General features: G+C 57.1%; 9 protein-coding genes. 6 read left to right on the forward strand and 3 right to left on the reverse strand.

Features of this window, described 5'->3' with window-relative positions; translation table 11 throughout:
* Nucleotides 1–74 precede the first annotated feature (74 nt).
* From J4D99_RS06820 to J4D99_RS06840, 5 genes are all read left to right on the forward strand, one after another.
* Entirely contained in the window at nt 75–1,733 is a 1,659-nt protein-coding gene (locus tag J4D99_RS06820) for a catalase (protein ID WP_208130966.1), read from the forward strand.
* Nucleotides 1,734–1,874: 141 nt separating this feature from the next.
* A complete protein-coding gene (locus J4D99_RS06825) occupies nt 1,875–2,705 on the forward strand; it encodes a hypothetical protein (RefSeq protein ID WP_208130967.1) in 831 nt (276 codons plus the stop codon).
* A gap of 15 nt (nt 2,706–2,720) precedes the next feature.
* Nucleotides 2,721–3,311 carry a TMEM175 family protein gene (locus J4D99_RS06830; protein WP_208130968.1) on the forward strand — a complete coding sequence of 197 codons (591 nt, stop codon included), beginning with the start codon at nt 2,721–2,723 and terminating at the stop codon, nt 3,309–3,311.
* An 80-nt stretch (nt 3,312–3,391) separates the two neighbouring features.
* Nucleotides 3,392–5,116 carry a M28 family metallopeptidase gene (locus J4D99_RS06835; protein ID WP_208130969.1) on the forward strand — a complete coding sequence of 575 codons (1,725 nt, stop codon included), beginning with the start codon at nt 3,392–3,394 and terminating at the stop codon, nt 5,114–5,116.
* A gap of 48 nt (nt 5,117–5,164) precedes the next feature.
* On the forward strand, nt 5,165–5,620 hold the full coding sequence (locus J4D99_RS06840; RefSeq protein ID WP_236018559.1) for a VOC family protein: 456 nt from the start codon (nt 5,165–5,167) through the stop codon (nt 5,618–5,620).
* A 142-nt stretch (nt 5,621–5,762) separates the two neighbouring features.
* On the opposite strand, the gene J4D99_RS06845 is transcribed toward J4D99_RS06840, so the two are convergent.
* Together J4D99_RS06845 and J4D99_RS06850 are read right to left on the reverse strand one after the other, a co-directional pair.
* Complete coding sequence (locus tag J4D99_RS06845) at nt 5,763–6,545, reverse strand: NIPSNAP family protein (RefSeq protein WP_208130970.1); 783 nt, start codon at nt 6,543–6,545, stop codon at nt 5,763–5,765.
* An 82-nt stretch (nt 6,546–6,627) separates the two neighbouring features.
* The gene (locus J4D99_RS06850) at nt 6,628–9,396 is read right to left on the reverse strand and encodes a polynucleotide kinase-phosphatase (protein ID WP_208130971.1); all 2,769 of its coding nucleotides are present in this window, start codon (nt 9,394–9,396) and stop codon (nt 6,628–6,630) included.
* 101 nt (nt 9,397–9,497) lie between these two features.
* On the opposite strand from J4D99_RS06850, the gene J4D99_RS06855 reads away from it, so the two are divergent.
* On the forward strand, nt 9,498–11,249 hold the full coding sequence (locus J4D99_RS06855) for a GmrSD restriction endonuclease domain-containing protein (RefSeq protein WP_208130972.1): 1,752 nt from the start codon (nt 9,498–9,500) through the stop codon (nt 11,247–11,249).
* A gap of 39 nt (nt 11,250–11,288) precedes the next feature.
* Here the strand turns inward: J4D99_RS06855 and J4D99_RS06860 are convergent, their stop codons facing one another.
* Complete coding sequence (locus tag J4D99_RS06860; RefSeq protein WP_208130973.1) at nt 11,289–12,119, reverse strand: DUF4249 domain-containing protein; 831 nt, start codon at nt 12,117–12,119, stop codon at nt 11,289–11,291.
* Between the last annotated feature and the right edge of the window lie 91 nt (nt 12,120–12,210).

Raw genomic sequence — 12,210 nt, forward strand, 5'->3', positions numbered from 1 at the left:
CGATTTTCGCAAACCTAAACGCGAGTTGCCGGTACTTTGCCCAGTTATCTTTTTAACCCCCTACCCCTATTCCAATGGAGAATCCCCAGAATGGGCAGACCTCGTCGGCCAACGGCAGCGGCACCGCTGTTAATGGCGCCGGCTCGGCGCAAGACCAGCGCACTGCCCAAGGCGAGAATGCCCAGACCCTGACGACCCGCCAAGGCCACCCGGTTTCGAACAACCAGAACCTGCGCACCGTGGGCAACCGTGGCCCCGCTACCCTCGAAAACTATCAGTTTATTGAGAAAATCAGCCACTTCGACCGCGAGCGCGTGCCCGAGCGCGTGGTGCACGCCCGCGGCGCCGGTGCCCACGGCGTGTTCGAAGCGTACGGCACCGTAGGCGGCGAGCCCATTGAGAAGTACACCCGCGCGAAGCTGTTCAACACTAAGGGGAAAGAAACGCCGGTATTTGTGCGCTTCTCGACGGTGGGCCACGGCGGCCACTCGCCCGAAACCCTGCGCGACCCGCGCGGCTTCGCGGTGAAATTCTACACCGAAGACGGCAACTGGGACCTCGTGGGCAATAACCTGAAGGTGTTCTTCATCCGCGACGCCATCAAGTTCCCCGACCTGATTCACTCGCAGAAGCCCGACCCGGTGTTCAACCGCCAGACCGGCCAGCGCATCTTCGACTTCATCTGCAATACTCCCGAGGCCATGCACATGGTGGCCTTCCTGTTCTCGCCCTGGGGCATTCCGGCCAACTACCGCCAGATGCAGGGCTCGGGCGTGAACACCTACAAGTGGGTGAACGCGCAGGGCGAAGCCGTGCTGGTGAAATACCACTGGGAGCCGCAGCAAGGCGTGAAAAACCTGACCGCTGGTGAAGCCGAGGCCATTCAGGCCAAAAACTTCAACCACGCTACCCAGGACCTGTTCGACAACATCAAGAAGGGCAATTTCCCCAAGTGGGAGCTGTCGGTGCAGATTATGTCGGACGATGAGCATCCGGAGCTGGACTTTGACCCGCTCGACGACACCAAAATCTGGCCCGAAGACAAGTTCCCGCACCTGCCTGTGGGCATGATGACGCTGAACCGCAACCCCGAGAACTACTTCGCCGAGGTAGAGCAGTCGGCGTTCGGTACCGGCGTGCTCGTGGACGGCCTCGATTTCTCGGACGACAAGATGCTGCAAGGCCGCACCTTCTCGTACTCCGATACGCAGCGCTACCGCGTGGGTCCCAACTACTTGCAACTGCCCATCAACGCGCCCAAAAAGCACGTGGCCACCAACCAGCGCGACGGCCAGATGACGTACCACGTAGACGCGGCCCCCGGCCAGAACCTGCACGTCAACTACGAGCCTAGCAGCCTGAATGGCCTGAAGGAGTCGCCCTCGCAGGGCCCCGACCACACGCCGTACTACGCTGCCAAGCTGGTGCGCCAGACCATCGACCGCACCAATAACTTCGGCCAGGCCGGCGACCGCTACCGCCAGCACGAAGACTGGGAGCGCAACGACCTCATCAACAACATGGTGGGCGCGCTGGCCGATGCCGAGCAGGTGATTCAGGACAAGATGATTGAGCTGTGCACCAACTGCGACGCCGACTGGGGCAAGCGACTGGCCGACGGCATCAAGGCTGCCCAGGCCAATACCGACGGTGGCAACCAGTACAACGAGCGCCAGGCTACCGAAGCGGTAGGCCAGGCGGAGGAAAAGGCGCACGACGCCAAGCCTTATTAATACCCGCTAGGGCCCCTGACCGCGCCCCTGCAACCCAGAACGCCGCCCTGACCACGGGGCGGCGTTTTTTGTGGGCACCGTGGCAGGTCAGCTGCGGCTAGCTCCTACTTTTACGCCCAGCCCCAAGTGGGCAGGCCTGCTATGACCTTTCCTAATACGCTGAAATTATTACCCCTGGCGTTGCTGCTTTTGGCCTGCGAGAGCCGCTCCGACACGCATACGGTGCCCACTGTAGCGGCTCAGGCTACTGCTACGCCTCCGCCGCACAAGCCAGCCCCGGCCCGCAAAGCCATGCAAACGTTTACCTGGCAAGATGACGTGTGCGAGAATACGGGTACTTTTCCGGCGGGGGCCTACACGCAGCGCCAACTGCGGGATACCTATCAACTGGTAAACGGCTTTCAGCTCAACACTACGGTCGTGCCCTTTCAGCTAGGGCACTACAACGACGCGTTCTTTTCTCAAGCGGCGCAGCACCTCACGCAGGAGCACGATTCGCTGGCGGCGCGGCTGCATGGGCTTCAGGTAGTGCCTACCCCCTACTGGCGAAATATCAAGCGATTGCGCGAGTTGGAATTGGCGGAAGAATATGTCCTCGACCACGCTACGCTGGAAGGTTATTTTCATCCTGACACCTGGCTCAGCAATGCGTATTATGCACATTGCGCCGAGTATGCCACCGCCCTGGCTTCGACAGATTCGGCCGTGGTGATACCTGCCTGGCGTAAGTTGGTTGATGCGGAAAAGGTAAACAATGGTATTCCGGCAAGCCTGGAAGCGGCTTTCAAAACCCAGCTGGCGTCGCCCGAGCGCATGCGGTACGCCAAAGTGGCCCTCATGACATTTGGCTGGAGCAACTGCGCGAATGCGCAGCGGAAGTACAGCGACTTGTCGGGGCAACATCCGCTGCAAGACGATTTTGCCAAGCTTTTCACGCACGTGGCGCAAGCCAACTGCGTCGACGTAGATTAATTTTTGACTTACCCCATGCAGAAAGGCCGCCTCGAAGCATTCAGCGACGGTGTTCTCGCCATCATCCTCACCATTATGGTGTTGGAGCTTAAGGTACCGCACGGCGACAATTTAACAGCTCTGAAACCGCTGCTGCCCGTGTTTCTGAGCTACGTGCTGAGCTTTGTGTACGTGGGTATTTACTGGAATAATCACCACCACATGCTCAGCAGTGCCCGGCACATCAACGGCACGGTGCTGTGGGCCAATCTGCACTTGCTGTTCTGGCTGTCGCTCACACCCTTTGCCACCGGCTGGATGGGCGAAAACCACTTTGCGCCGGCCACGCTAGCGGTGTATGGCGTGGTGCTGCTAGGGTCGGCTATCGCGTATTTTATCCTGCAAGGCCGTCTTATTGCCGTCAACGGGCCCGATTCAGCGCTGGCCCACGCCGTGGCCGGGCGCGACTGGAAGGGCCGGATTTCGCCGGTGCTGTACCTGGTGGGCATCGTGAGCAGCTTCTGGCTGCCGTGGCTATCGGGCGCGGCCTACGTGGCAGTGGCCCTGATGTGGCTGGTGCCCGATAGCCGCATCGAACGCACGCTAGCCACCGAAAAATCGGAATAAGCACGCTAGGCTCTTTTCACAGCTAAGGCCTACCTTGGGGCTGTTTACGCCCAGTAGCGGGCCTCTATGCGCACTTTTTTATGAGCTTACTCTACCGCGCGGCTGGCGCCGCCAGCCTGTTGAGCCTGGCCCTGGCCGGCTGCCAATCAACCAAGCCAGCCGAAACTGCGGCTACAGCAACTACCATAGCTGCCCCAGCTACGCCTACAGCTCCCGCCGATGCCATCACGGCCAACGATATCAGTGGCTACCTGCAAGCTGTATCTTCGGATGAGATGTTGGGCCGCAAGCCGTTTACGGCGGGCGAGGAGCGCATTACCAGCTATCTGGCGGCGCAGTTTAAAGACTTGGACTTGCTACCAGTACCTGAAAATGATGACAGTACTATTCTCCGGGAGCAAAGGAAAGTCAGCTATTTTCAGCCGGTGCCAATGGTGGAAATCGCCGTTTCGCCCGCCCCGACCATGCAAATTGCGGGCAAGGGCCGGAAGCTGAGCCTGAATTACAAGACTGACTACGTGGTATTCAGCCAGCGCGAGCAGCCCACGGTGGCCGTGCAAAATTCGCCGCTGGTATTTGCCGGCTACGGCGTGGTAGCGCCTGAGTACGGCTGGGACGACTACGCCGGCCTCGACGTGAAAGGCAAAACCGTGGTAGTGCTCGTGAACGACCCCGGCAACGCCGGCCAGGATACGACCCTGTTCAAAGGCAAAGCCATGACCTACTACGGCCGCTGGACTTACAAATACGAAGAAGCCGCCCGCCACGGCGCGGCTGGCCTACTCATCGTGCACGACACCCAGCCCGCCGCCTACCCCTGGAGCGTGGTGCTCAGCGGCGCGCTCGGCCCCAAACTGCGCCCCCAAACCGCCGACCACGGTGCCAGCAAGTGCGCCCTCGAAGGCTGGTTGACCCTTGACGCAGCCAAGCGCCTCTTCACCGCCGCCGGCCAGAATTACGATGCCCTCTACGCTGCCGCCAACCAGCGCGGCTTCCGCGCCCGCTTGCTAGGCCTCACCCTCAGCACCAGCCTCAAGCAGAAGCTGCGTAGCCAGACATCCAAAAACGTGCTGGCCGTGCTGCCCGGCACCACCAACGCCAGCGAGTACGTCATTTACTCAGCGCATTGGGACCATTTCGGCGTGGGCAAAGTCATTGCCGGCGACTCTATCTACAACGGCGCTGTGGACGATGGCACGGGGCTAGCCGCGCTGCTGAGCATCGCCAAGGCGTTTAAAAATGCCCCCGAAAAGCCAGCCCGCAGCATCGTATTCCTGGCCGTGACGGGCGAAGAGCAGGGCCTGCTAGGGTCCAATTACTACGCCCAGCACCCGGCATTCCCACTGGCTAAGACGGTGGCCGACCTCAATATGGACATGCTCTGGCCCTACGGCCGCATGAAGGACCTGACCGTTATTGGCTACGGGCAGTCGGAGCTAGAGGACTACGCCCGCGCCGCTGCCAAGGAGCAGGACCGCTACCTACTGCCTGACCAGACGCCCGAAACCGGCATGTTTTACCGCTCCGACCACTTCAGCTTTGCCCACGTGGGCGTGCCTTCGCTCTACGCCAGCGGCGGCTTCGAAAGCCGCAGCCAAGGCAAAACCTACATTGCCGACAAGCGCCAGGCCTACACCACCAACATGTACCACAAGCCCGCCGACCAGTTCGACCCTAGCTGGGACCTCAGCGGCGTGGCCCAGGATGCACAATTATATTTCCGCGTGGGCCAGCGCTTGGCCGGCGAAACAACGTTTCCACAGTGGCGCGCCGGCTCTGAATTCAAGGCAGCTCGCTCGAAATAATTCGGTGCCCTAGCCAATTAAGCAACACATTCCCTCCTTTTCCCACCCATGAAAAAATACCTGTCTTTTTGCCTGCTTGCGCTGCTGGCACTAATGGCCCCGGCCAAACGCGCGTTCGCCCAAGGCCCGGTTGGGCTCAACCACATTGCGCTGTATGTAGTGGATTTACAGAAGAGCGCTGATTTCTATAAGAATGTGCTGCTACTGCCCGAAATCCCCGAGCCCTTTAAGGATGGGAAGCACGTGTGGCTGCGCATCGGGCCGCACAGCCAGCTACATATTATTCAGGGTAATAAAGCGCAGGACCACGACATTAATACTCACTTAGCATTCAGCGTAAAGGACCTGTCGAAATTCATGGCGCACCTCGATAAGCTAGGTGTGCGCTACGGCAGCTGGAAATCTGAGCCAGGCAAAACCACGCCCCGCCCCGACGGCGTGAAGCAGATTTATTTGCAAGACCCCGATAATTTCTGGCTTGAAGTAAACGATGACAAATTCTAGGTAATAATTAAATAAAAGACCGTCATGCTGAGCTTGCCGAAGCATCTCTGCCACGCCGCTAGGGTCGTTCGGCAGAGATGCTTCGGCAAGCTCAGCATGACGGTCTTTTTTAGTTGAACGACAATTAAATTATTGCAGCACCTTACAAATCGGAATAATCGGCCGGGTGCAGAAACGTGATGTCAATGTGCGACACATTATTCTGGTACTCGGGCATGCTCGATAATTTCTTCCATTCGGGGTCGGCACCAAAGGCTTTCCAATGCGCTTCGCGCTCTGCTCTGTTGGCAAAGGAGGTCATATACATGAGGTTGGGCATTTTAGGGCCAAACAGGACTTCGCTGTAGAAAATACCGTTGAAGCCCAGGCGGTCAAATAATTTAATTTCGCCGCCAGCATTAAACATGCGCACTTTATTGCGAAATATTTTTTCGCTAGCCCCCTCGTAGCTGCGCAGTTCGTACACACGCTCATTTTTGGGCGTGCTGAGCTTGGGCGCCGCCAAGGATTTCATTTCGTCAAAAGCCTTGAGCAGAATGGTTTCCTGGCGGGTGTAGACGGGCGCGGTATAAGCCGTGTTTTCGTAGGAGCCGCCCGCCGCCAGCAATTTGGCGGAGGTTTCTTGGTCGATTTTTTCCCACTGTTTCAGGGACGTAAACGGCGTAAACACATATACGCGCCGGTCGGCGGCGGTGTCATTGCCGATGGGTTTAAAGACGCCGATAGTGGAAATGCCGGCCGCGTGCAGCGTGGGTAAATATTGCCGCTGCAAAAAGCTATCAATTACGGCTTCCTGGCGGTTAGTTTTCAGGTGGTATACCTTGAGAGCGAAGTAGGTGGGGCGCTCGGCAGCCGGCGTGGCCGCACTGGCTAGCCAAGTGCCCAGACCGGCGGCGAGGATGGACGCGAAAAATCGTTTTTTCATTGGGTAGGAAAAGGAATAAAGCAATTGCAACTACGTAGGCACAAGCCCACAGCAACACCCTACGCATAGGACGGCGCCTTGGCTACAGGCGCGGGTCTATGGGTTCGCTTTCGAGGGCTAGCACGCCAAATACGCACTGGTGCACCAGGCGCAGCGGCTGCCCGGCCACGAATCTTTCTAGCCCCTCGACCCCGAGGGCAAATTCGCGTAGGGCCAGGTTGCGCTTGCCTTTCACGTTGCGCTGACGCAGGCGCTCCAGGTTGCCTTCCAATAAATAATCGGGGCCGTAGATGATGCGCAGGTACTCGCGGCCGCGGCACTTGAGGGCGGGCTGGATGAGCGAGCGGCCGGTTTTGGGGATGAAGTCGTAGGGCTTCACCACCATGCCTTCGCCCCCGCCGGCGGTGAGGGCTAGCCACCAGTCGGTAGCCGCTTCGATTTCGGCGGGGTTGGTGAGGTCGACCACACGGTAGGGCGTGGCGCGCAGCAGGCCGGGGTCGGCGAGGCTCAGGGCGCGCAGGGTTTCCATGTGCCAGGCGTGGTCGCGGTCGAAGTAGGTGTGGCCTTCGGTGGCGAGCAGGTGGAAAGGTGCCAGCTTGAGGTCGTCGAGCGACTGCACGGGCCAGCAATAGCAGCGGTAGGCATCGGCGTAGTCGGTGGCCGCGGCGCGGCGGGCACTGGTGCGGGCCAGCAGGACATCGGCGCCGGCTAAGCCCCTGGCGACTGCGGCAGCTAGAGCCGTTTCGGCCTGGGGCAAGGCGGCGGTAGCCGCGGCCGCCACGGCGGCGTACTGGCTTTTCACCAGCTCCTGGGCCTTGGCCGACCACGGCAGCAGCTCGGCATCGAGGCACACCCAGTCGGTGGCGAATTTGTCCCAGAAGCCGGCGGCCGTGAGGGCACCGCGCAGGCGTTCCAGAAAAGCCTTTTCCAGCGCCTCGTCGGTGAAGAAATTGCGGCCGGTGCGGGTGTAGCACTTGCCTATCCCCTCGCCCACCACCCCCAGCCGGCGCTGGATAGCGGCTTCGTCGCGGCCCAGCACCAGCACCACGCGGCTGCCCATGTGCTTTTCCTCGCACACCACGCGCGCCACACCTTGGCGCTGGTAGTAGGCGAAGGCTTCGGCGGGGTGTTCGAGCAGGTCGGGCAGCTCCGAGGTTTCGGTGGGCGACATGGTGGGTGGCAGGTAGAGCAGCCACTTGGGGTTGAGGGCGAAGCGCGACATTACCTCCAGGGCGGCCACGGCGTTTTCCTCGCGCACCGTCACGGTGTTCAGCAAGCGCGTGTTGATGAGCTGCTTGCCGGTCACGTCGCGGATGTCGAGCAGGTCGTCGTGCTGCTGCTGGGCGGACTGTAGCGCGGACTCTGTAGTCCGCGTCTCCGTGCTGTTCTCCTCGTTCGGGTTTCCGCCGAGGGCGCGGACTACATCGTCCGCGCTACTGCTCGGGCGGTGCGGGTTGTAATGGAGCGGCCGGCTGGGCTCAGCGTACACCTCGTGGGCGGGCACCGTCACGAGGGCGCGCTCGGGGTAGCGCAGGGCCGTGAGGCGGCCGCCAAACACGCAGCCCGTGTCAATGTCGATGGTGTTGTTGAGCCATTCGGGCACGGGCGTGTGGCCATACACCACCATCGCCTTGCCCCGGTACTCGCTAGCCCAGTGGTAGCGCACGGGCAGACCAAACTCGTCGGTTTCGCCGGTGGTTTCGCCAAACAGCGCGAAGTTGCGCACCGCCCCCGAGCCCCGGCCCTGCATTTCCTCGGTGAGGCCGGCGTGGGCCACCACCAGCCGGCCACCGTCGAGCACGTAGTGGCTCACCAGCTTATCCAGAAACAGGCGCACTTGCTCTTTGAAGGCAGGCGTTTCGGCTTCGAGCTGGGCGATGGTTTCGGCCAGGCCGTGGGTGTGCGACACGTTTTTGCCGTTGAGGTGGCGCAGCAGCTTGATGTCGTGGTTGCCGGGCACGCACAGGGCTAGGCCATCGCGCACCATGCTCATTACCAGACGCAATACCTGCGGCGAGGCGGGCCCGCGGTCCACGAGGTCGCCCAGGAAAATGACTTTGCGAGTAGCTTGGAATGGCATTCCGGGCTGATGCGCAGCATCAATCGGCACTTGGCTAGCCGGTTCTGACGCCTGATTTGCGCAATCGCGCAAGCCCGGAATACAATTCCAGGCTACTCGCACGCCCAAATCACGGGCGTCCTGCACGGGCTCTTCCTCCACCACGTACCCTAGCTGGCCCAGCAGCTCGCATAGCTCGCGGTAGCAGCCGTGCACGTCGCCGATGATGTCGAAGGGGCCGGTTTCCTGCTGGCGATTGTTGTGCAGCGGGTCGCGCACGATGTGCTGCACGGCGTCAATTTCCTCCACTCCGCGCAGGTGGAAGATGTGCCGAAACCCCTCGGGCTTGAGCGTGCGCAGGCTTTGGCGCAGCAGGCGGCGATGGTTGGCAATGACGTGGGGCTTGAGGCCGGCGCGGTCGGGGCGCTGGCGGTTGCGGTCGGCGGCCACGCTTTCGGGCACGTCGAGCACGATAGCCACCGGCAGGCAGTGGTACTGCCGGGCCAGGGTCACGAAGGCCTTGCGGTCTTCGGCGCGCACGTTGGTGGCATCGACGACCGTGAGCCGGCCGCGCTTGAGGCGCTTGGCTACCCAGTAGTGCAGCAGGTCGAAGGCGTCGTTGGTGGCGTCGAGGCTGTTTTCATCATCCGATACCAGGCCCCGGCAGGTATCCGACGACACGACTTCGGTGGGCTTGAACAGGCGCCGCGCAAATGTGGACTTACCCGCGCCCGTGCTGCCAATGAGCAACACCAGCGAGAGTTCGGGGAGCTTCAGGGTATCTTGGGGCATTGAGCGATACAATGTTCTTGTATATTTGAGATAATAATGATTTTGGCTACTTTTCACGATAGCGAAATTCGCACTTTCAACTTATTAACAGACAATCAGCCATGAGTATTACTCCCAAAGGCATGAGCTTGCAAGAAGCTTATCGCAATTATACAACTGATAAATTTTTAGTAAATCGCAAGTATCAGAGAAAACTAGTATGGACGGTTGACGAAAAAGAATATCTTATAGATAGTATTAATAGAGGTTTCCCAATCCCACTAATACTACTGGCTCAAACTCCTGAAGGAAAACTTGAAATAATTGATGGCCTTCAAAGATTAAATGCAATAGTTTCTTTTATAGAAAATAGATTCGCATTATCAGGAAAATTCTTTGATGTAAACCAATCTGCGCGAGCGAAACAATTAGCTGAAGAAGGCATTTTCCCATATCATACGGATAACCTTTTAGACCCTAAAGAGTGTGCTAATATTTTAGACTACCAGCTTGCTGTTACAATATATCCTTCTTCAGGAGAAAATGAAATTACAGATATATTTGGCAGAATAAATTCCGGAGGAAAACAATTAAGTCCTCAAGAGAAGCGCCAAGCTGGAATGATAGATAATTTTTCAGATACTGTAAGAAAACTTGCCTCAGAAATAAGAGGAGATTCTTCGCAAGATTTAGTCTCTCTATCCAAAATGCCCGAAATTAGTATTGATTCTACACGGGAAGATATTGGTTACGGGCTAAAGGCCGATGAAATATTTTGGTGCTCACAAGGCGTCCTATGGAAAGCACAATTGAGAGACAGCGAAGACGAAGAAATGATTGCTGATATAGTAGCATCAATTATTTATGATGAGCCTTTTGCGCGTAGCAAAGAGCTCTTTGATAAGGTTTATGAACCTTCTGATGAGCAGCACATCAAAATGAACGCTCAACTCTCCCTTTATGGAATAGAAAGAGTAGTACATGAAGTGAAAGTGGTTTTTTCTATACTTGAAAAGATTTTTGACGACGAAAACTGTACAATAAGAGAAGTTGTCAATCCAAAATCATCTAACCCCGTCAAGGCATCATTCTATGCACTATTCATGGCTGTATTTCATCTAGTTGTAAAGGAAGAAAAATCCCCTGACCAAACAGATAAAATTATTAAAGCTATAGCAGGACTTCAAAAAGACATGATTTCTACTGCTAAGTATTCAACTACTGAAGACAGAACAAAGAACGTTCATAAAACCACAGGTCTAATCCAGTCTTATTTCATTAAGAAAGACCCACCTGTTTTAAAGCATGGGGCAGGGTTATCAATTGATTTTGAAAATTCTATAAGGAGGTCAAAAGTTGAGACTAATAGATACGAATGCAAGCAGGGATTTATTGACCTGTCTTCCAAAAGAGAGATTAACGAAGACCTATTCGATAGACTTATTGAAACAATCTGTGGTATAGCAAATGTGGGCCCTGAAGCTGACGGCTATTTGTTCATAGGAGTTGCGGACAAAAAGGCTGATGCCGACAGAATAAATGAACTTGATAAAATTACTCCAGCAGTGATTAACCAAAGATATATAGTTGGTATAGACAGAGAGCTCAAAATTATGGGCTGTGATATGGATGGTTATATCAATAAATCCATGTCCAAAATAGCTAAGTCAGACCTCAGCGACCCTCTGAAGACCCAGGTTCTTTCCCAATTAGATGTTATTGATTATAAAACTCATAGCGTTCTAAGACTCCGAATTCCAAAGCAGACACAGCTCTCTTTTGTGGGAGACAAAAGCTTTACTAGAGAAAACTCTAAAACCATCGAACTGAAGGGACCCAAGCTGCTTGCAGTGAGTGCCTTGTTCAAGCCATAGCGAAAAAACACCTATTGCAAAATCCCGTAAGTTACTCTCCTACTGCACCTTAATCCGCAGCACCCGGCGCGAATGGGCGCTGAAGTACCCTAGCGCGCCGCCCGAGAAATTTGATTTGGGGTTGGCGGGGGTGGTGCTGGGGGCACCGCCGACGGTCAGAATCTGGTTGAGGGTGCGGAAATATTCGTAGACGTTGGGGTCGATGTTTTGCATCTCGACCTGGAGGCTGTCGCCCGCCGCAAGCTTGTTGACGCCGTTGGGGTCGGTGCTGCTGTTGCTGAAGCTGCGCAGGGTTTGGGTGATGTGCTTGCCGTCGGTAAACTGGTCGTTTTGCACGAAGATGGCGTTGTTGAGGCGGCCGTTGCGGTACTGGCGGAAGAGGTAGCTGTTGCCCGGCCCCACGGGGTCGGTGTAGTCCACCACGGCCTGGATGTTGTTGCCCACGGTGCTAACCTGGGTGCTCAGCTTCTCGAAGGGCACCACCGGCGACGGCAGCGTCGACACGGCCACGTAAGAATTACCGCCGGTTTCGACCCGCAGCGTATAAGAGCGGCCCGGCACGCCCTTTATAGTAGCGCCCGTGTACTGGCCAGGCGTGGCTTCGCGCAGCGTTTCGGTGCTGCCCGCGTTGTCGGCTAGGGTCACGGTGGCGCCGGTAACGGGCGCAAAGGTGTTAGTGTCGGTGTAGTTGGCCGAGGTGCTGAGGCTGACCTGGCAAGGGCGGTTGTCATCCACCAGATTGCCCTCAATAACGAGTTGCGTGGGCGAAGTTTTCAGGTTGAGATTGACGACTTTTTCGCAACTGGTACTGACGAGCAGCAGGGTAGCAAGGAGCAGAATAAGTAAGCGATTGGGCGAATTTTCAGACATAGCAAATAATAAATAACAGAACGTCATGCTGAGCTTGCCGAAGCATCTCTACCGCGCCGCTAGGGTCACTTTCCCAATAATGCGGTAGAGA

The organism is Hymenobacter sp. BT559 (assembly GCF_017571525.1).
GTDB classification, from domain to species: domain Bacteria; phylum Bacteroidota; class Bacteroidia; order Cytophagales; family Hymenobacteraceae; genus Hymenobacter; species Hymenobacter ginsengisoli.

Bases quoted from the DNA above. Each gene is read 5' to 3' on its own strand.
- J4D99_RS06855 (WP_208130972.1), top strand. From the start codon at position 9,498: ATGAGTATTACTCCCAAAGGCATGAGCTTGCAAGAAGCTTATCGCAAT.
- J4D99_RS06850 (WP_208130971.1), bottom strand. From the start codon at position 9,396: ATGCCCCAAGATACCCTGAAGCTCCCCGAACTCTCGCTGGTGTTGCTC.
- J4D99_RS06830 (WP_208130968.1), top strand. From the start codon at position 2,721: ATGCAGAAAGGCCGCCTCGAAGCATTCAGCGACGGTGTTCTCGCCATC.
- J4D99_RS06820 (WP_208130966.1), top strand. From the start codon at position 75: ATGGAGAATCCCCAGAATGGGCAGACCTCGTCGGCCAACGGCAGCGGC.
- J4D99_RS06825 (WP_208130967.1), top strand. From the start codon at position 1,875: ATGACCTTTCCTAATACGCTGAAATTATTACCCCTGGCGTTGCTGCTT.
- J4D99_RS06860 (WP_208130973.1), bottom strand. From the start codon at position 12,119: ATGTCTGAAAATTCGCCCAATCGCTTACTTATTCTGCTCCTTGCTACC.
- J4D99_RS06835 (WP_208130969.1), top strand. From the start codon at position 3,392: ATGAGCTTACTCTACCGCGCGGCTGGCGCCGCCAGCCTGTTGAGCCTG.
- J4D99_RS06840 (WP_236018559.1), top strand. From the start codon at position 5,165: ATGAAAAAATACCTGTCTTTTTGCCTGCTTGCGCTGCTGGCACTAATG.
- J4D99_RS06845 (WP_208130970.1), bottom strand. From the start codon at position 6,545: ATGAAAAAACGATTTTTCGCGTCCATCCTCGCCGCCGGTCTGGGCACT.